The organism is Ewingella sp. AOP9-I1-14, from assembly GCF_052375995.1.
GTDB lineage: Bacteria > Pseudomonadota > Gammaproteobacteria > Enterobacterales > Enterobacteriaceae > Ewingella > Ewingella allii.
The window spans coordinates 95,650-113,945 of record NZ_JBQSVA010000003.1 but is presented as its reverse complement, the minus strand read 5'-3'; the positions used below and the strand labels follow the sequence as shown (position 1 = coordinate 113,945).

Sequence of the window (18,296 nt, the reverse complement as noted above, 5' to 3'; positions counted from 1 at the left end):
GGATCATGCTGTTAGCAATTGCGATCTCGAAGCGACAGGCACAAAACGGAGAGAAACTATGTTTGAACCTATGGAACTGACCAACGACGCGGTGATTAAAGTCATCGGCGTCGGCGGTGGCGGCGGTAACGCCGTAGAACACATGGTGCGCGAGCGCATCGAAGGTGTTGAATTCTTTGCCGTTAACACCGACGCACAGGCGTTGCGTAAAACGGCTGTAGGCCAGACTATCCAAATCGGTAGCGGTATTACCAAAGGTTTGGGTGCTGGTGCGAACCCAGAAGTGGGTCGTAACTCTGCTGAAGAAGACCGTGAAGCTCTGCGTGCTGCACTTGAAGGCGCGGATATGGTCTTCATCGCGGCAGGCATGGGCGGCGGTACCGGTACCGGTGCAGCTCCTGTGGTCGCTGAAGTAGCGAAAGATTTAGGTATTCTGACTGTGGCCGTCGTGACTAAGCCTTTCAACTTCGAAGGCAAGAAACGTATGGCTTTTGCAGAGCAGGGTATCGCCGAGCTGTCCAAACACGTGGACTCCTTGATCACCATTCCTAACGACAAGCTGTTGAAAGTCTTGGGCCGTGGTATCTCCCTGTTGGATGCATTCGGTGCAGCTAACGACGTACTGAAAGGTGCAGTGCAAGGTATCGCCGAACTGATCACCCGTCCGGGTCTGATGAACGTCGACTTTGCTGACGTGCGTACCGTGATGTCCGAAATGGGTTATGCCATGATGGGCTCTGGTGTGGCATGTGGCGAAGACCGTGCGGAAGAAGCTGCCGAAATGGCAATTTCCAGCCCACTGTTGGAAGACATCGACCTGTCCGGCGCTCGCGGCGTACTGGTCAACATCACCGCTGGCTTCGACCTGCGCTTAGATGAGTTCGAAACCGTGGGTAACACTATCCGTGCTTTCGCTTCTGACAATGCGACCGTGGTTATCGGTACGTCACTTGACCCAGAAATGAATGACGAATTGCGTGTCACCGTGGTGGCAACAGGTATTGGCATGGATAAGCGCCCAGAAATCACTCTGGTCACTAACAAGCCAGCCAGCCAGCCAGTTATGGATCACCGTTATCAGCAGCACGGGCTGTCGCCTCTGCCGCAGGAAACTAAGCCAGCAGCGAAGGTGGTTAATGATCCGAACACGCAATCTAATAAAGAGCCTGACTATTTGGACATCCCAGCCTTCCTGCGTAAGCAGGCAGACTAGTCCTAATTGTAGGATCTCCGCTCTTTGTGCTAAACTGTCCCGCCGAGCTTAATGTATTATAGGCTCGGTTGGATGGACAACATTGCGAGATAAAAACGATGATCAAACAACGTACATTAAAACGTATCGTTCAGGCGACGGGCGTCGGTTTGCATACCGGCAAGAAAGTCACCCTGACTCTGCGTCCTGCACCGGCCAATACCGGGGTCATCTATCGTCGCACTGACTTGAATCCACCGGTCGATTTCCCGGCAGATGCCAAATCCGTGCGTGATACCATGCTCTGTACTTGCCTGGTTAATGAGCATGACGTACGTATTTCTACGGTTGAGCACCTTAATGCGGCGCTGGCAGGCTTAGGCATCGATAACATCGTTATCGAAGTTGATGCTCCAGAAGTGCCGATTATGGACGGTAGTGCAGCACCTTTCGTCTATCTGTTGATGGATGCAGGTATTGAAGAACTGAACTGCGCCAAGAAATTCTTGCGCATTAAAGACACTGTCCGTGTTGAAGACGGCGACAAGTGGGCTGAATTTAAACCATTCAATGGTTTCTCTTTGGACTTCACTATCGACTTCAATCATCCGGCCATTGATGCGAGTTCTCAGCGCTACAAAATGAACTTCTCCGCAGAAGCATTTGTTCGCCAAATCAGCCGCGCTCGCACCTTTGGATTTATGCGTGATATCGAGTACCTGCAGTCACGTGGTTTGTGCCTGGGTGGCAGCTTTGATTGCGCAATTGTTGTGGATGATTACCGCGTGCTTAACGAAGATGGTCTGCGTTTTGAAGATGAATTCGTTCGTCACAAAATGCTCGATGCTATCGGCGATTTGTTCATGTGTGGACATAATATTATTGGTGCGTTTACCGCATACAAGTCTGGTCATGCACTGAACAACAAGTTACTGCAAGCGGTACTGGCTAAGCAGGAAGCCTGGGAATACGTTACCTTCCAGGATGAAGCTGAAGTGCCATTGGCCTTCAAAGCCCCTTCCACAGTATTGGCGTAATCGGTACTGATATTATTTATTACGACTGGTTGTTTTGGCACCCTCTCCGGCCAATCCAGCCAGTCGTTCTAATGCCTTTCTAAGTTTCTCTGGGCTTCTGCTCGCCAAACCTCGTAATTCCTCAGCACTTTGTGCACTCAGCTGTCTAAATGGTTTTTCCTCAGAATTCACCGAGCTTTCTTTCGCGCTAATCTGCGACGCATTTTCCATTTTCACCATTAACGATGGATTAATCCTGATGTCGATTGACGACAATGATGGTAGAATTTGCGCTCGAAGTGCAGAGAGTAATGCCGGTTGTTCATAGCGTAAGCGCATCATCCAGCTAGCATTTGCTATCTCAAGCACTAATATACCTTGTCGATAATTACCGACACGGCACCATGGTCGCATGGGCGTGGGTAATAAACTCTTCACGGCGCGGTTTAGTTTTAATAACGCCGCTGCCCGCTGCTGAACAAGCCGCAACGGACTTTTATCCGCTGAAGACGCATCGTCAAACAGAACATCTAATAATTGTGGGCGACTATCGCGCATGACTGGCTCCGGCGGATTGTAAACTTGTGATTGGCATTCTAAATCGTTGGCGACAATTTGGCAGAAGGTATTTTTGGCCGCATCTCCTATTGGGGATGGTCGCGGCTAGCCTCGGCGTGTCGACAAATCTATCACAAACGGAATTAGCGTCAGTCCCGAATGCATCGTCCAGTGTAAACCGCCTTAACATCGGGAGTACAGGGCTGACGAATCTGGCCCTGCTTCAGGCGCATCGCCGCCCGGCGTTTGGGGTAGATTACTGGCAACAGCACGCGCTGCGCACGGTTATTCGCCATCTCTCTTTTGCTTTAGCGCCTCAGGTGGTTTATACCGTTACGCCTGAAGTGGTGGCTGACCAAGCCGAACCTCTGCATATTCAGCAGCTTGCACTGCTGGTTACGCTTAATTCTTTACTGACGCATGAGCCGAAACCTCCGGTTATTATTCGTCAGACCAAACAACCCCTCATTCTCTCCACGCACCAGCATCAGCCCGGCTTGTGGCTTGCTCAGGTGCAAGGTATCCGCGCCGGTCCAATATCATTGAGTTAATTACTCTCTGATTTCAGAAGTCTTATTTGCTATTTCTTTCAATAAATCAACAAAATAGTGGCTGCTATTAGCAGTCTCAAAGAGACATTAAGCATTATGTTAATCAAATTATTGACCAAAGTTTTTGGTAGCCGTAACGATCGTACTCTGCGCCGCATGCGCAAAGTTGTTGATCTCATTAACCGCATGGAACCTGAGATCCAGAAGCTGACCGACGACCAGTTAAAAGCCAAGACGGATGAATTCCGCGCACGTTTAGCAAAAGGTGAAGTTCTGGAAAACCTCATTCCCGAGGCTTTCGCCGTCGTTCGTGAATCAAGTAAGCGCGTCTTCGGTATGCGTCACTTTGACGTCCAGCTTCTGGGCGGTATGGTGCTGAACGAGCGCTGCATCGCGGAAATGCGTACTGGTGAAGGTAAAACCTTGACCGCGACGCTGCCGGCATACCTTAACGCTCTTAGCGGCAAAGGTGTCCATGTTGTTACCGTCAACGACTACTTGGCCCAGCGTGACGCCGAAAATAACCGTGCACTGTTTGAATTCCTCGGCCTGACCATCGGCATCAACTTGCCGAACATGCCAGCGCCGGCCAAGCGTGCTGCTTATGCCGCGGACATCACTTACGGCACAAACAACGAATACGGCTTTGACTACCTGCGCGACAACATGGCTTTCAGCCCTGAAGAGCGCGTTCAGCGTAAACTGCACTACGCGCTGGTCGATGAAGTTGACTCAATCTTGATTGACGAAGCCCGTACCCCGCTGATCATTTCCGGCCCGGCTGAAGACAGCTCCGAAATGTATATCCGCGTGAACAAGCTGATCCCTAAGCTGATTCGTCAGGAAAAAGAAGACTCAGACAGCTTCCAGGGTGAAGGTCACTTCTCCGTGGACGAGAAAGCGCGTCAGGTTCACCTGACCGAGCGCGGTCTGGTTCTGATTGAAGAAATGCTGATGGAAGCGGGCATCATGGACGACGGCGAGTCACTCTACTCCCCGTCTAACATCATGCTGATGCACCACGTGACGGCGGCACTGCGCGCCCACGTGCTGTTCACCCGTGACGTTGACTACATCGTTAAAGATGGCGAAGTTATCATCGTTGACGAACATACCGGCCGTACCATGCAAGGTCGCCGCTGGTCTGACGGTCTGCATCAGGCTGTTGAAGCCAAAGAAGGCGTCGACATTCAAAATGAAAACCAGACGCTGGCTTCCATCACCTTCCAGAACTACTTCCGTCTTTACGAGAAGCTGGCGGGTATGACCGGTACTGCGGACACCGAAGCTTTCGAATTTAGCTCCATCTACAAACTCGACACCATCGTGGTGCCAACCAACCGCCCAATGGTACGTAAGGATTTACCGGATCTGGTCTACATGACGGAAATGGAAAAAATTGGCGCAATCATTGAAGACATCCGCGAGCGCACAGCCAACGGCCAGCCGGTTCTGGTCGGTACTATCTCAATTGAGAAGTCAGAAGTGGTTTCGCGTGAGCTGGATAAAGCAGGCATTGCGCACAGCGTTCTAAACGCCAAATTCCACGCCAAAGAAGCGGATATCGTTGCTCAGGCGGGCCAACCAAGCGCGGTAACCATCGCCACTAACATGGCCGGTCGTGGTACTGACATCGTGCTGGGTGGTAGCTGGCAGGTTGAGATTGAAAACCTGGGCGAAGACGTGACTGACGAGCAAAAAGCGCAGATCAAAGCAGCATGGCAGATTCGCCATGACGCGGTTCTGGCTTCTGGTGGTCTGCACATCATCGGTACAGAACGTCATGAATCTCGCCGTATCGATAACCAGCTGCGTGGTCGTGCGGGGCGTCAGGGTGACGCCGGTTCATCTCGTTTCTACCTGTCGATGGAAGATGCGCTGATGCGTATCTTCGCGTCAGACCGCGTTTCCAACATGATGCGTAAGCTGGGTATGAAGCCGGGCGAAGCGATTGAACACCCTTGGGTGACCAAAGCGATCGCTAACGCACAGCGTAAAGTTGAAAGCCGTAACTTTGATATTCGTAAGCAACTGCTTGAATATGATGATGTTGCCAGCGATCAGCGTCGTGCAATCTACAGCCAGCGTAACGAGCTGTTGGACGTGTCTGACGTGAGCGAAACCATTCGCAGCATCCGCGAAGATGTGTTCAAAAGCACCATCGACAGCTACATTCCACCTCAGTCTCTGGAAGAAATGTGGGATGTTGAAGGTCTGGAACAGCGCCTGAAAAACGACTTCGAGCTGGAAATGCCGATTGCAGAGTGGCTGGACAAAGAGCCAGAACTGCATGAAGAGACGCTGCGCGAGCGCATTCTGGCCAACGCGATGGAGTCTTACGCACGTAAAGAAGAAGTGGTTGGCGTTGAGATGATGCGCAACTTTGAGAAAGGCGTGATGTTGCAAACGCTGGACTCACTGTGGAAAGAGCACTTGGCGGCGATGGATTACCTGCGTCAAGGTATCCACTTACGTGGCTACGCGCAGAAAGATCCAAAGCAAGAGTACAAGCGCGAATCCTTCGCGATGTTCGCTTCTATGCTGGAATCACTGAAATATGAAGTGGTTAGCGTACTGAGTAAAGTTCAGGTTCGCATGCCGGAAGAAGTCGAAGCGATGGAAGAGCAGCGCCGAGAAGAAGCGGAGCGTCTGGCACGCCAGCAGCATCTTAGCCATCAGGACCAGACTTCTTTGGAAATCGAAGAAGCCGAGCGTCTGGCATCTGGCTCTCAGGGCGACCGTAAAGTGGGCCGTAACGACCCATGCCCATGTGGTTCTGGTAAGAAATACAAACAGTGCCACGGCCGTTTACAGAAGTAAGCTATTAGCTCGGTGAGTCTATAAAGTCAAAGGGCGGTTAATCACCGCCCTTTGCTTATGGTCAGCACCTTAAGATGAATAAGGATGGAAACATGTCGCTGAAAAGAATCACTATTTCGGTGGGAATTATTCGTAACGCGCAGAAAGAGATCTTCATTACTCAGCGCGATGCTTCCTCACATATGGCTGGGTTCTGGGAGTTTCCGGGCGGTAAAGTCGAGCAGGGCGAAACGCCTGTGCAGGCGGTGATTCGCGAGTTGCAGGAAGAGGCGGGTATTGTGGCTGAAAAGCCGGTGCTGATTAAAAGCCTTGAGCATATCTTCCCGGATCGCGTGATTAACCTGCATTTCCACCTGGTGGAGCAGTGGCAGGGTGAGCCTTATGGCAAAGAGGGGCAGCCAATGCGCTGGGTACCCCAGACCGAGCTAAAAGTAGAAGATTTCCCTCCGGCCAATGAGTCTATCGTTAAGGCCTTAAATAATGGTGAGATTTAACTCGCGCCAAAGTAAAAAAGGAGCCTAAGGCTCCTTTTTTATTGACTGGCTGAAACGCCGGATTAATGAATTTCCTCTTCACTCCAGTCATCCAGATCATTGATATCGCCTTTGCTTGGAATGCGCTTCTCTTCGTCAGCCCATTCGCCAAGGTCGATAAGCTGGCAACGCTTGCAGCAGAAAGGTCGATAAGGGCTCTGTTCGCCCCAGACTACGGCTTTGCCGCAGGTCGGGCAGTTTACCATGGTAATTTCAGGGTCCATCTTTACTCCTAACAACAGGCAAGTTCAAAAGTCAGTCTGGCAGGCACTTGACCACGTTCGCTATCGAGTGGCAAGAACCGAATGGCGTAACGGGTTTTATGGCCAGACACTTGCGGATACAGCTGATTTTCCAAAGAGATACGCAATCTTAAAAGATCGGCGCCTTCGGCATTCTCTTGGAAGAATCCATTGAGGCTGATTTGATTTTTAAATGCACCAGATTGGCGAATTAAATCTAATACCTGCGTCAGCGCATTATTCAGCGGATTAAGGGTTGCGAGCCACTCCTGCACGTCGCCGTCACGCTGAGACTGTGGCAGATGCAGCCAGATATGCAGGGTTGGCAAGTCGAAACTACAGCAGCCGCCGGGAATACTGAGGCGTTGACGAACCAGCGCCATCAGCCGGTCTTCGCGCAGCGCCTGGCCGATTCGCGGGGCTTTCATCAATATGGCCGCAGTGTGCTTGAGTTCTGCACGCAGGGAATCTATGCGTGAAAGATCAACGCCGGGAACATCTTGCCATTGCGATAGCTTTTGCTGCTGGCGTTCTAGCTCTTTGAGTAAATCAGTCCTTACTTCTCCACGCTCCAGAACGTCCAATAAATCAGACGCAGTGCGGAAAAAAAGTAACGCGGTAGAAATGGACGTGATTTGAGTATTAGCATGCATCTGCTGCAATAAAAACTCAATGCGCAGCCATGTCCGCATTTTTTCATTTAAAGGATGTTCAAAGAGAACGGTAGTTACTACATCACTCATTCTTGTCAATATCCTGTCGGGTCGCTGAAGCCGCCAATTCCAGATAACGGCTATGTAATGAAGCAACACGCGGTTCGAGCGTCTCGGCACCACCGTTGTTATCAATAATGTCATCCGCGCAGGCTAATCGCTGTTGGCGAGTCGCTTGCGCAGACAGAATACTTTGAGCCTGCTGTAGGCTGATACCATCGCGCTGCATGGTTCTGGCTAGCTGCGTCTGTTCGCTGACATCCACCACCAACACGCGATCCGCCACGCTATGCAATCCGTTCTCCACCAGCAAAGGAACAACCCAAAGGAGATAGGGGGTTGTCGCCGCCGCGAAAAGTTCGCGCGTTCTGGCATGAATTAAAGGGTGAAGAAGCTGATTAACCCACTGTTTTTCTTCTGGATGAGTGAAGATTTTTTGTCGCAATGCGCCGCGATTCAGCGAGCCGTCATCATGAGCAATCTCTTTGCCAAAGTGATCAATTAAAGCCTGTAATGCCGGTTGCTCAGGTTCTACTACCTGGCGAGCAATGACGTCAGCATCAACGATACTCACGCCGTGGCGGGCGAAGCTGTCGGCGACCGTACTTTTGCCGCTGCCAATACCCCCGGTCAATGCAACGATATAACTCATGCGTTCACTCTAAAAAGACTGTTGGCTTAAATGATAAAGAGATTATGAGTAAGTGCAAGCCGGGCTGGTCTCGCTTTTAGCTCAAGGTTTCGCTTAATTGCAGATTCAAAGTCTGTGATTAAAGTTGTGAAAGCAGTCTTGCCGTTACGGTTTTCCTGCGTATGATAAAACCACTGGAAAGGGTGGCAAACAACCCCGTTTGTACCTTAGCGATCCGTCGCCACGATTTATCGCAACAAACCAGGACATGACCTCATGCGTATTGAAGAAGATTTGAAGTTAGGTTTCAAAGACGTTTTAATCCGGCCAAAACGTTCTACCCTCAAAAGCCGTTCAGAAGTAGAGTTAGAGCGCACTTTCACCTTCAAACACCCCGGTTTCAGCTGGTCTGGCACCCCGATTATTGCGGCCAATATGGATACCGTGGGGACTTTCCGTATGGCGCAGGCTCTCGCTTCATTCGACGTTCTTACCGCGGTGCATAAGCACTACAGCGTTGAACAATGGAAGGCGTTCGTCGATGCGTCCAATGAATCTGTCCTGCGTCACGTTATGGTTTCTACCGGCACTTCAGAGTCTGATTTCACCAAGCTGAAGCAGATTTTGGCGCTTTCTCCGCTTCTTAAATTTGTGTGTCTTGATGTTGCCAACGGCTATTCAGAGCATTTTGTCTCTTTCTTGCAGCGCGTGCGTGAAGCATGCCCAGACAAAGTGATTTGCGCCGGTAACGTCGTGACGGGCGAAATGGTTGAAGAACTGATCCTCTCTGGCGCAGATATCGTCAAAGTTGGGATTGGACCTGGCTCAGTCTGCACCACGCGTGTAAAAACCGGCGTGGGCTACCCGCAGCTCTCTGCCGTAATTGAATGTGCTGACGCGGCACACGGCCTAGGCGGCCAAATCGTCAGTGATGGTGGATGTGCCGTGCCGGGCGATGTCGCCAAAGCCTTTGGCGGCGGTGCTGACTTCGTGATGCTCGGCGGTATGCTGGCTGCCCATGACGAGTGCGAAGGTACCGTGGTTGAGGAAGATGGCGAGAAGTTCATGCTGTTCTACGGCATGAGCTCTGAATCTGCCATGAAGCGCCACGTTGGTGGCGTTGCAGAATATCGCGCTGCTGAAGGTAAAACGGTAAAACTGCCTTTACGCGGGCCGGTGGAAAATACCGTTCGCGACATCCTCGGCGGATTACGTTCTGCCTGCACCTATGTCGGCGCAGAGCGTCTAAAAGAGCTGACTAAGCGAACCACGTTTATTCGCGTAGCTGAGCAAGAAAACCGTCTTTTCGGCTCTAAATAACTCGCTCGGGCACGGTGGCTTTTGCCTATGGCCGCCGTGCTCTCTGCCTCACCTGCTTCACCCCATAGCTGCACCCAGCTGGAATATCGGCAAGTACATCGCTATCACTAAACCCCCCACTAAGACCCCCATGACCACCATCATCAGTGGCTCGATGGACTGCGCCATGGTGTCGGCCAACTGGTTTGCCTGCTGGTTATGCCACTGAGCGAGTTTCAATAAGATTTCATCCAGTGACCCTGACTCTTCGCCAATATGAATCAACTGCTGGCAGAGGGAAGGGAATAGGGGCGAATGGCCAAAGGCTTGGTGTAGGGGCGTACCAAGAGCGATTTGATGCTTAATGTCTAAAATAGCCTGCTCAAATAGCAGATTGGTTGAAGCCGTTGCCGCAGCTTCTAGGCTAGCAATGAGTGTCAAACCCGCCTGTTGCGTCATGGCCAGCGTTTGGAAAATCTGCCCTAAGCAGCTGTCTGCTATGAGGTTTCGGATCAGCGGCACGCGCATCAGTAACCTCTGTTCTCGACTACGCCACAGGGCCTGGGGATGATATTTTTTGAAATAAAAGACGACGGCAATAATGATAAGAAAAGTTGTTGCCGGACCAAAACGTATCAATCCCTGCGAGGCAAGGATCAGTAGGGTAGTAAACCAAGGGAGCTGGGCGTCAAATGATGCATAGATTTTAGCGAATTCCGGCAAAACCATGGTTAGCATTAAAATGGTCACCGTGCTGGCAATCGCTAATACGATCAGCGGATATCTCAGCGCTTTTTTCACCTTCTGGCTCAATTCCGCCTGTTTTTCCTGCTGTAGAGCCAACTGTAAGCAGCAATGGTCAAGCTGCCCGGTCATTTCCCCAATAGCAATAATACGGCGAAAGATAACGGGAAAAACCTGCGGAAACTGCCCCACCATGGCGGAAAGCGGAGTGCCCTCGCGCACTCCGGTGAAAATATTTTGCAGAATGCATCGCCATGGCGCTTTCGGATGCTCCTTCGCCAGCAGCGTCAAGCTGTTCACCAGAGGTAGCCCCGTTTGTAGCAGCGTCGCCAATTGCCGGATAAAGGCAATCAGGTCGGCACCTTTCCAATAGGACGCGCGTACCCTCTGGTGGCGTTTCACTCTGATCGGCTGAAGAGCCATGGTGAAAAGTTGTTGATGCACGGCAAGCTCATCCGTCGCTAGCAGTTCTCCTGACTGGAAGTGGCCAAGCGCGTCGACACCCTCCCAGCGATACAAATTCAGGCGATGTGTTGGCGGATGAGCTTCAGTCATGCAGCTTCTCCTTCACCTGAAACGCGATAGAGCTCCTCCAGCGAGGTAGTACCTTGCTGGACCAGCAACATCCCCGCTTCCATCAGCGTTTTATATCCCTGCGAGCGCGCAATTTTATTCAAATCTGTCACGCTTGCGCCATTAACCAGTGCCTGTTGTAGCGCAGGAGTAATGGTTAAAATCTCATAAATCCCCGTCCTGCCATAATAGCCTTGATAGCAGCGCTCACAGCCTACTGCAATCCATAACGGCATCGGGCCGGGGCGGCCTTTCTCACTATGATTGACGAAAGAAGCATGAGGTTTTCGACAGTGTGGACAGAGCTTGCGTACCAGCCGTTGGGCAATCACCAGCTTTAAACTGGCGGCAATGTGATAGCCCTCAATACCCATCTGCCCCAATCGATTAAGGGTTTCGCAAGTTGAATTGGTGTGCAGAGTCGACAGCACCATATGGCCCGTTTGTGCCGCCTTGATGGCGATTTCAGCCGTTTCCTGATCGCGTATTTCGCCAACCATGATGACGTCGGGATCTTGCCGCAGTAGGGCGCGCAGCACGGTAGCGAAGCTTAAATCCGTTTTGGTATTAATCTGGGTTTGATTAATACCCGTCACGGGGATCTCGACCGGGTCCTCGACGCTACAGATATTACGCTGTACAGCATTCAGGTGCCGCAAACCGCCATACAGCGTGACGGTTTTGCCACTGCCTGTTGGGCCAGTGACCAGAATCAGCCCCTGCGGGCATTTCAAGGCGTTGATGTAATGGCATAAATCTCGTGGAGTGAAACCCAGCTGGTCCAACCCTAAATCTTGCTCAGTGATCTTCAGCACCCGCAAGACGATTTTTTCACCATAAAGCGTGGGCAGCGAAGAGATACGCAGTGAAAAGCGTTGGTTTTGTAGTGTCACCATCAGTTGCCCGTCCTGCGGCAATCTTCGTTCTGCCACATTGAGCTGGCCCATGATTTTGATTCGAGCGCACAGGCTGGCGGTCATTGAAGCCTCTGGCCCTGGGATCTCCTGCAACACCCCATCAATGCGTAAACGGATACGCAGAGCATTTTCATTAGGCTCGAAATGGATATCTGAAGCGCGGCGAAGTATGGCAGTGCGCAGAACCTGATTTAAGAAATTCACCACCGGCGCTTCACTGTCATCATCCAGCTCGTTACTGCTGGTGGAGAGCACTGACGCCATAGCCGTCGGTTCTTCTAACGCCACTTCTTGTTGAGAAGCCGTAGATTTTTCGATGGCCTGGGTGAAACGTTCCGCAGTCCACAATTCAATTTCAATTTTTAGGGCACAGGCAAATTCAAGCGCCTTTTTAAGTGCATCGGTATCGCTTTCAATTTCATGACAGGCGACCCGTATGATTGAATCATCCTTGTGTAAAACAATGGCTTTATAGCGCTGGCAAAGCTTATCAAGCGCTTCGTCAGTCGGGTGAGTATGGCTTGCTGATATGTTCATTCCGCAGCCTTAGGCGGTGTGGCAAAGCGGAAGACGCTTTCACAAGCCTGTTTCATTACTGCGTTTTGGGTATTGGTGCAGGTTCTGCTCCAGCTGATTGTTCCTGAGGTGGCATTGAGGGAAGGGGCCATCACCACGCTTAAACCATTTAGCGCCTGTTGGCCTGTCAGGGTGATCACGCCCGCTGCCACGGCAACCTGACTGACATAGCGCGTTGCGGCCGTCGCCGGAATGCCTTGAGTGGCGATATTGCAGGGGGTGAGGGTGCCCTGATCAATAGCGCAAAGCTCAACGCCGGTTTTATAGGGCACCATGGTTTGCAGCATATCGGTGAGCGCGGCTTTTTGAATGTAACTTTGGTAGGCCGGAATACCAATGGCGCTGAGTATGGCAATAATGGCAATCACCACCATCAGTTCGATAAGTGTAAATCCTTGTTGTCTAAGCTGATTGTTTCTCGTCATGTGCATTTCTCCTTAATATTAATGGCTTGAAATCGGGCCTCCATCGCCCTTGGCCAGCAACTTAGCGATTAATATTTTCAGGTGCTACTCCCGTTGAACGGCTCTCCGCGACACCTCCAGAAATTAAAATGAGCGCATGCAAAAGCCCGCAAAGATTGCGGCATGTCTCGCAATGTTGAAGGTTGGGGTCAGAAGAATTCCGTATTACAAGAAATAAGGTGATAGAAGGTAAGGCAGGAAGAGAAATGCCCTCTGATGACAGAGGGCGAGGTAACAATGAGAAGCTAAAAGGATTAGCTAAAGCGCATGGAGAGGTCCATGGCGCGGATATGCTTGGTTAAAGCGCCGACGGAGATGTAATCGACACCCGTCTCGGCAAATTCGCGCAGGGTTTTGTCAGTGACGTTGCCAGACACTTCGAGCTGCGCACGCTGATTGGTGAGAGCAACGGCATCGCGCATCATCGGCACGGTGAAGTTATCGAGCATGATGATATCTGCTCCGGCATCCAGGGCCTGTTGCAGCTCATCGAGGGTTTCGACTTCAACCTCAACGGGCACGCTGGCGTGGATCTGCTGCGCCTTGGCAACGGCGGCTTTGATCGAGCCGCTGGCAATGATGTGATTCTCTTTTATCAGGAATGCATCGGCCAGACCTAAACGGTGGTTGCTGCCACCGCCGCAAAGCACGGCATATTTCAGCGCGGTGCGCAGGCCTGGCAGGGTTTTACGGGTATCCAGCAGGCGGGTTTGGGTGCCTTCCAGCAGCTTCACGTAATGGCTCACTTCGGTGGCGACGCCCGATAAGGTTTGTACGAAGTTCAATGCAGTACGTTCGCCGGTCAGCAGCACGCGCGCAGACCCAGAAAGCTCACAAAGGGTTTGATTCTCAACCACTTTGTCGCCGTCCTGTACCTTCCATGAGATTGTGACACTGCCGTTGCTCAGCTGGTTGAACACTTCATCAAGCCATTTCTGGCCACAAAAAATGCCGGCTTCTCGGGTAATAATTGTCGCCTTTGCGAGCGTGTTTTCATCGAGAAGTTGGGCAGTCAGATCGTTATCGGCGTTGGCCTCACCACCGAGGTCTTCGCCCAGTGCCTGAGTCACTGATGCAGGGATATCATTTTGAATACGTTCGAGTAACAGCGCCCGGCGACTTTCAAGGCTGTAGCTGCGGGTAGACATACAAATACTCCGAAATGGCGGCTAAGGGAGAGAAAAAAACATGCTACCCTGTTGCCGTAATAAGTACCACCAAAGCCCACCGTTGAGGTCCTTGATGCAGTTAGAAAATGGCTGGATTACCGAAGCCCGAAAGGTAATTTCCCCGCACTTTGATCTTCGCCCTGAAGATGAAATTCCTTCGTTGCTGGTTATTCATAACATCAGCCTGCCGCCCGGTCAGTTTGGCGGTCCTTATATTGATCAACTGTTTACCGGAACGCTGGACCCCAACGAGCACCCTTATTTTGCTGATATCCATCATTTACGCGTGGCGGCGCACTGTCTGATTCGTCGTGATGGGGAGATTGTGCAGTATGTGCCTTTCGACAAACGTGCATGGCATGCTGGCGTTTCGGTGTGGCAGGGAAGGGAGCGCTGTAACGACTTTTCAATTGGTATTGAGCTGGAAGGGACGGATTCCGACCCCTTTACCGAGGCGCAATATCAAAGCCTGATTTCAGTTAGTGAGTTGTTAATTAAGCACTATCCTATTAGTGTTGATAGCATCACTGGTCACAGTGACATCGCCCCCGGCCGCAAAACGGACCCCGGCCCTGAGTTTCAGTGGGAGCACTATTTGTCATCATTAGGGCAACATCAGGTTAACGAGAGCGACAGGGACTGACGTAAACTACGGCGTAATGGATGGGCTATTTTCCGCCCTTGACGTGCAACAGAGAGAGTAATTACCGATGACGTTATTTACCTTATTGTTGGTGCTGGCTTGGGAGCGCCTGTTCAAATTGGGCGAGCACTGGCAGTTAGATCATCGTTTCGAAGTGATTTTCCGTCGCGGGCATAATGCCAGCCTGACGAAAACTCTGGCGATTGCCATTGTCTGGATGGCCCTGCTGTGGCTGGTACTGCGGGCGTTTCACGGTTTCTTCTTCGGCGTGCCATCTTTAATTCTTTGGGTAGTGATTTGCCTGTTCTGCATCGGCGCGGGTATTAAGCGCAAGCATTACCGTGCCTATCTCAAGGCAGCGCGTCAGGGAGATGCTAACGCTTGTTCGGCTATGGCCGAGGAGCTAGCCCTGATCCACGGTTTACCGGTTGATTGTACTGAAGAAGTTCGGCTAAGAGAGTTACAAAACGCGCTGCTGTGGATTAACTTCCGCTACTATCTGGCACCGCTGTTTTGGTTCGTGGTTTTCGGTCCTTACGGCCCAATTGCGCTGGGTGGTTACGCCGTCTTGCGTGGCTATCAAACTTGGCTGGCGCGCCATACCACGCCGATGAAACGTTCGCAGTCTGGTGTGGATGCCTTATTGCATATTCTGGATTGGATCCCTGTTCGGCTGGCGGGTGTGGCTTACGCGCTGCTGGGACATGGCGAGAAAGCGCTGCCAGCATGGTTTGCTTCTCTGGGGGATATCCACACATCGCAATATCAGGTTTTGACTAATCTGGCACAGTTCTCTCTGGCCCGTGACCCGCATACCGACCCGGTGCAAACGCCGCGCTCTGCTGTCTCTCTGGCGCGAAAAGTCACCATGATTATTCTGGTGGTGGTTGCTATTCTGACCATTTACGGCACTCTGGTTTAAGCTCGAGCAAACCTCCCGCCCATAAAAAAAAGCCCGATTATTCACCGGGCTTTTTACTTTTAACATCTATAAGCCAGAACGCTTGTAAATGAAATACCTTACTTTGCCGCTGCGTTCAACGCTTTACTATTTTTGCTTTTCAGCAGGTAACCCACGGCCAGAATGGCGATCCACACAGGGATCAGCCATACGGAGATGGCCATGCCCGGGGTGATAGCCATAATCACCAGAATTGCCGCCATAAAGAGCAGGCAGATGTAGTTACCGACTGGATAGAGCAGCGCTTTGAACTTCGGCTCCACGCCTTCTTTACGTTTAGCCTGGCGGAACTTGATGTGTGCCAGGCTGATCATCGCCCAGTTGATCACCAATGCTGAAACCACCAACGCCATCAGCAGTCCAAAGGCTTCGCCCGGCATCAGGTAGTTAATCAATACGCAAAGCGCGGTAGTCGCAGCTGACACCAGAATTGAGCTTACCGGCACGCCGCGTTTATCCACATTGAGCAAGGCTTTTGGCGCATTGCCCTGTTGAGCAAGGCCGAACAGCATACGGCTGTTGCAGTATACGCAGCTGTTATAGACCGACAGCGCCGCCGTCAGGATAACCACGTTCAGGGCGTTAGCCACCAGCGCGTCTCCAAGCTCATGGAAAATCAGTACGAACGGGCTGGTGTCTGGCCCTACGCGCGTCCAAGGCATCAGTGAAAGCAGCACTGCCAGCGAACCCACATAGAAAATCAGGATGCGGTAGATAACCTGATTGGTCGCTTTTGGAATGCTGACCTCTGGATTATCGGCTTCTGCGGCAGTAATACCAACCAGCTCAAGGCCGCCAAACGAGAACATAATGATCGCCATCATCATGACTAGCCCGGTCATGCCGTGAGGCAGGAATCCGCCTTGTTCCCACAGGTTTCGCACGGTTGCCTGCGGGCCAGCGGTGTCGCTGAACAGCAACCAGCCGCCGAACAGGATCATGGCAACAACGGCCACAACCTTAATGATTGCAAACCAGAATTCCATCTCACCAAACACTTTGACGTTGGTGAGGTTGATGGCGTTAATCAGCACGAAGAAAGCTGCTGCAGAGGCCCATGTTGGGATCTCCGGCCACCAGAATTGAATGTATTTACCGACGGCGGTCAGTTCTGCCATGGCAACCAGGATGTAAAGCACCCAGTAGTTCCAGCCCGACGCGAAGCCAGCAAAACCCCCCCAATATTTATAGGCAAAATGGCTAAATGAGCCTGCTACAGGCTCTTCCACGACCATCTCACCCAGCTGACGCATAATCAAAAAAGCTATAAATCCAGCAATAATGTAGCCAAGGATAATTCCCGGGCCCGCGGACTGGATAACGGAGGCGCTGCCCAGAAACAGGCCTGTCCCGACAGCCCCGCCCAGCGCAATCAACTGAATGTGGCGGTTTTTTAACCCGCGCTTCAGCTCATCGCCATGTTGTCGATCATCCATCTACTGATCCTCTGTGTTTGGGTAAACCCCATACAAATCTGCAAGTTAAGCAAGTTGTAAGGCGATGATTACAGTTATTGTATCTATTTATTTACGGCTGTCATGAAGCAAAAAATCAGCATGAACTACCGTTGGGGCAAGAATAGTGGTATGCGAAAAAGTTTGCACCTGCTTTATGCAGCATTTGAATAACTCATAAGCAAATAATGTGGAAATTTGTCCCAGATCTAAAAAATGTGATCCCGACCCGAGCAAAAAATAGGAATGCTAAATATTTGTTAAAATGTGCGAGCCTTGCTCATTTGCGGGGCGACCATATGGACACAAGGTGAATACTTTGTTACTTTACGGCCACGTTTTTTAAATTGGTATTACCAATTTACTCCGTGCACTCACAGATGTGCTACTCGCAGATTGCTATTCGTAGAGACCGTCACATGGCTTACAGCAAAATTCGACAACCTAAGTTGTCAGATGTGATCGAGCAGCAACTTGAGTTCCTAATACTTGAAGGGACGCTGCGCCCGGGTGAAAAACTTCTCCCTGAGCGTGAACTGGCAAAGCAGTTTGATGTTTCGCGTCCTTCTCTAAGAGAAGCAATCCAAAGTCTTGAGGCCAAAGGGTTGCTCCTGCGCCGTCAGGGTGGTGGCACTTTCGTGCAGAGTAATCTCTGGCAAAGCGTGAGTGACCCACTGGCAGAATTACTCGCCGATCATCCTGAGTCACAATTTGATCTCCTTGAAACTCGTCATGCTCTAGAAGGCATTGGGGCTTATTACGCCGCGCTTCGTGGCACTGACGATGATTTGCAACGCATCCGCGACTGTCACGTGTTGATTCAGGTCGCGCAGGATAGCGGAGATCTTGACGCCGAAGCGGACGCCGTTATGCAGTATCAAGTGGCTGTCACAGAAGCCGCGCATAATGTGGTGCTGCTGCATTTGCTTCGCTGTATGGGGCCAATGCTGGAGAAAAACGTTCGACAGAATTTTGAATTGCTCTATGCGCGCCGGGAAATGCTGGCGGTGGTGAGCAAGCATCGCGCTGGGATTTTCGAGGCGATTGTGGCACGCGAACCGGAAAAAGCGCGTGAAGCATCACATCGTCACCTGGCGTTTATTGAGGAAGTCATGCTGGATGTCAGCCGGGAGCGCAGTCGTCGCGATCGGTCTTTACGTCGACTACAGCAACGCAAGGAAGAAAACTAGTCCACCAGGACCAACGTTGACGTTCTTATTTTGAGAACTGCGGCAACTAA

At 51.4% G+C, this 18,296-nt stretch carries 18 protein-coding genes; 9 read left to right on the top strand and 9 right to left on the bottom strand.

What is annotated here, in order from left to right:
- Positions 1–58: 58 nt before the first annotated feature.
- On the top strand, positions 59–1,213 hold the full coding sequence (ftsZ, locus tag ACT3RT_RS10485; RefSeq protein ID WP_034787181.1) for a cell division protein FtsZ: 1,155 nt from the start codon (positions 59–61) through the stop codon (positions 1,211–1,213).
- A 98-nt stretch (positions 1,214–1,311) separates the two neighbouring features.
- Positions 1,312–2,229: a UDP-3-O-acyl-N-acetylglucosamine deacetylase gene (lpxC, locus tag ACT3RT_RS10480; protein ID WP_185688570.1), complete on the top strand. Its 918-nt coding sequence runs from the start codon at positions 1,312–1,314 to the stop codon at positions 2,227–2,229.
- 12 nt (positions 2,230–2,241) lie between these two features.
- On the opposite strand, the gene ACT3RT_RS10475 is transcribed toward lpxC, so the two are convergent.
- Entirely contained in the window at positions 2,242–2,766 is a 525-nt protein-coding gene (locus tag ACT3RT_RS10475) for a DUF721 domain-containing protein (RefSeq protein ID WP_185688569.1), read from the bottom strand.
- A gap of 26 nt (positions 2,767–2,792) precedes the next feature.
- Between ACT3RT_RS10475 and secM the strand changes: the two genes are divergently transcribed.
- The 3 genes from secM to mutT all read left to right on the top strand — a co-directional run bounded on the left by secM (position 2,793) and on the right by mutT (position 6,631).
- Complete coding sequence (gene secM / locus ACT3RT_RS10470; RefSeq protein WP_353500998.1) at positions 2,793–3,317, top strand: secA translation cis-regulator SecM; 525 nt, start codon at positions 2,793–2,795, stop codon at positions 3,315–3,317.
- 96 nt (positions 3,318–3,413) lie between these two features.
- On the top strand, positions 3,414–6,137 hold the full coding sequence (gene secA / locus ACT3RT_RS10465) for a preprotein translocase subunit SecA (RefSeq protein ID WP_353500999.1): 2,724 nt from the start codon (positions 3,414–3,416) through the stop codon (positions 6,135–6,137).
- 92 nt (positions 6,138–6,229) lie between these two features.
- A complete protein-coding gene (gene mutT / locus ACT3RT_RS10460; protein ID WP_485903094.1) occupies positions 6,230–6,631 on the top strand; it encodes an 8-oxo-dGTP diphosphatase MutT in 402 nt (133 codons plus the stop codon).
- 62 nt (positions 6,632–6,693) lie between these two features.
- Here the strand turns inward: mutT and yacG are convergent, their stop codons facing one another.
- Genes yacG through coaE form a run of 3 tightly spaced genes read right to left on the bottom strand, consistent with a single transcriptional unit; the run spans position 6,694 to position 8,277 of the window.
- A complete protein-coding gene (yacG, locus tag ACT3RT_RS10455; RefSeq protein ID WP_485903095.1) occupies positions 6,694–6,894 on the bottom strand; it encodes a DNA gyrase inhibitor YacG in 201 nt (66 codons plus the stop codon).
- Positions 6,895–6,902: 8 nt separating this feature from the next.
- A complete protein-coding gene (zapD, locus tag ACT3RT_RS10450; protein ID WP_496200526.1) occupies positions 6,903–7,655 on the bottom strand; it encodes a cell division protein ZapD in 753 nt (250 codons plus the stop codon).
- On the bottom strand, positions 7,648–8,277 hold the full coding sequence (coaE, locus tag ACT3RT_RS10445) for a dephospho-CoA kinase (protein ID WP_496202949.1): 630 nt from the start codon (positions 8,275–8,277) through the stop codon (positions 7,648–7,650). The genes zapD and coaE overlap by 8 nt, the downstream gene beginning before the upstream one ends.
- A gap of 255 nt (positions 8,278–8,532) precedes the next feature.
- Between coaE and ACT3RT_RS10440 the strand changes: the two genes are divergently transcribed.
- Positions 8,533–9,576 (top strand): GMP reductase, encoded by a 1,044-nt coding sequence (locus ACT3RT_RS10440; protein WP_034787211.1) that lies wholly within the window; start codon positions 8,533–8,535, stop codon positions 9,574–9,576.
- A 57-nt stretch (positions 9,577–9,633) separates the two neighbouring features.
- Here the strand turns inward: ACT3RT_RS10440 and hofC are convergent, their stop codons facing one another.
- From hofC to nadC, 4 genes are all read right to left on the bottom strand, one after another.
- A complete protein-coding gene (gene hofC, locus ACT3RT_RS10435) occupies positions 9,634–10,854 on the bottom strand; it encodes a protein transport protein HofC (RefSeq protein ID WP_496202948.1) in 1,221 nt (406 codons plus the stop codon).
- Complete coding sequence (gspE, locus tag ACT3RT_RS10430) at positions 10,851–12,326, bottom strand: type II secretion system protein GspE (protein ID WP_353501005.1); 1,476 nt, start codon at positions 12,324–12,326, stop codon at positions 10,851–10,853. The genes hofC and gspE overlap by 4 nt, the downstream gene beginning before the upstream one ends.
- The gene (gene ppdD / locus ACT3RT_RS10425) at positions 12,323–12,790 is read right to left on the bottom strand and encodes a prepilin peptidase-dependent pilin (protein WP_353501006.1); all 468 of its coding nucleotides are present in this window, start codon (positions 12,788–12,790) and stop codon (positions 12,323–12,325) included. Before ppdD ends, gspE begins: the two co-directional genes overlap by 4 nt.
- 293 nt (positions 12,791–13,083) lie before the next feature.
- Complete coding sequence (gene nadC, locus ACT3RT_RS10420; RefSeq protein ID WP_353501007.1) at positions 13,084–13,977, bottom strand: carboxylating nicotinate-nucleotide diphosphorylase; 894 nt, start codon at positions 13,975–13,977, stop codon at positions 13,084–13,086.
- A gap of 94 nt (positions 13,978–14,071) precedes the next feature.
- Between nadC and ampD the strand changes: the two genes are divergently transcribed.
- Together ampD and ampE are read left to right on the top strand one after the other, a co-directional pair.
- Positions 14,072–14,641, top strand: a complete 570-nt coding sequence (gene ampD / locus ACT3RT_RS10415) for a 1,6-anhydro-N-acetylmuramyl-L-alanine amidase AmpD (RefSeq protein ID WP_353501008.1) — start codon at positions 14,072–14,074, stop codon at positions 14,639–14,641.
- Positions 14,642–14,708: 67 nt separating this feature from the next.
- Positions 14,709–15,563: a beta-lactamase regulator AmpE gene (gene ampE, locus ACT3RT_RS10410; protein WP_353501009.1), complete on the top strand. Its 855-nt coding sequence runs from the start codon at positions 14,709–14,711 to the stop codon at positions 15,561–15,563.
- Between the two features lie 98 nt (positions 15,564–15,661).
- On the opposite strand, the gene aroP is transcribed toward ampE, so the two are convergent.
- Entirely contained in the window at positions 15,662–17,038 is a 1,377-nt protein-coding gene (gene aroP, locus ACT3RT_RS10405; RefSeq protein WP_396131638.1) for an aromatic amino acid transporter AroP, read from the bottom strand.
- Positions 17,039–17,475: 437 nt separating this feature from the next.
- Here aroP and pdhR point away from each other — a divergent pair, with 437 nt between their 5' ends.
- Positions 17,476–18,246: a pyruvate dehydrogenase complex transcriptional repressor PdhR gene (gene pdhR / locus ACT3RT_RS10400; RefSeq protein ID WP_034787223.1), complete on the top strand. Its 771-nt coding sequence runs from the start codon at positions 17,476–17,478 to the stop codon at positions 18,244–18,246.
- Positions 18,247–18,296 lie beyond the last annotated feature (50 nt).

What these genes read in the sequence shown, in the direction of transcription:
- ftsZ (WP_034787181.1), top strand. Translation starts at nt 59, where the DNA reads ATGTTTGAACCTATGGAACTGACCAACGACGCGGTGATTAAAGTCATC.
- lpxC (WP_185688570.1), top strand. Translation starts at nt 1,312, where the DNA reads ATGATCAAACAACGTACATTAAAACGTATCGTTCAGGCGACGGGCGTC.
- ACT3RT_RS10475 (WP_185688569.1), bottom strand. Translation starts at nt 2,766, where the DNA reads ATGCGCGATAGTCGCCCACAATTATTAGATGTTCTGTTTGACGATGCG.
- secA (WP_353500999.1), top strand. Translation starts at nt 3,414, where the DNA reads ATGTTAATCAAATTATTGACCAAAGTTTTTGGTAGCCGTAACGATCGT.
- mutT (WP_485903094.1), top strand. Translation starts at nt 6,230, where the DNA reads ATGTCGCTGAAAAGAATCACTATTTCGGTGGGAATTATTCGTAACGCG.
- yacG (WP_485903095.1), bottom strand. Translation starts at nt 6,894, where the DNA reads ATGGACCCTGAAATTACCATGGTAAACTGCCCGACCTGCGGCAAAGCC.
- zapD (WP_496200526.1), bottom strand. Translation starts at nt 7,655, where the DNA reads ATGAGTGATGTAGTAACTACCGTTCTCTTTGAACATCCTTTAAATGAA.
- coaE (WP_496202949.1), bottom strand. Translation starts at nt 8,277, where the DNA reads ATGAGTTATATCGTTGCATTGACCGGGGGTATTGGCAGCGGCAAAAGT.
- ACT3RT_RS10440 (WP_034787211.1), top strand. Translation starts at nt 8,533, where the DNA reads ATGCGTATTGAAGAAGATTTGAAGTTAGGTTTCAAAGACGTTTTAATC.
- hofC (WP_496202948.1), bottom strand. Translation starts at nt 10,854, where the DNA reads ATGACTGAAGCTCATCCGCCAACACATCGCCTGAATTTGTATCGCTGG.
- gspE (WP_353501005.1), bottom strand. Translation starts at nt 12,326, where the DNA reads ATGAACATATCAGCAAGCCATACTCACCCGACTGACGAAGCGCTTGAT.
- ppdD (WP_353501006.1), bottom strand. Translation starts at nt 12,790, where the DNA reads ATGACGAGAAACAATCAGCTTAGACAACAAGGATTTACACTTATCGAA.
- nadC (WP_353501007.1), bottom strand. Translation starts at nt 13,977, where the DNA reads ATGTCTACCCGCAGCTACAGCCTTGAAAGTCGCCGGGCGCTGTTACTC.
- ampD (WP_353501008.1), top strand. Translation starts at nt 14,072, where the DNA reads ATGCAGTTAGAAAATGGCTGGATTACCGAAGCCCGAAAGGTAATTTCC.
- ampE (WP_353501009.1), top strand. Translation starts at nt 14,709, where the DNA reads ATGACGTTATTTACCTTATTGTTGGTGCTGGCTTGGGAGCGCCTGTTC.
- aroP (WP_396131638.1), bottom strand. Translation starts at nt 17,038, where the DNA reads ATGGATGATCGACAACATGGCGATGAGCTGAAGCGCGGGTTAAAAAAC.
- pdhR (WP_034787223.1), top strand. Translation starts at nt 17,476, where the DNA reads ATGGCTTACAGCAAAATTCGACAACCTAAGTTGTCAGATGTGATCGAG.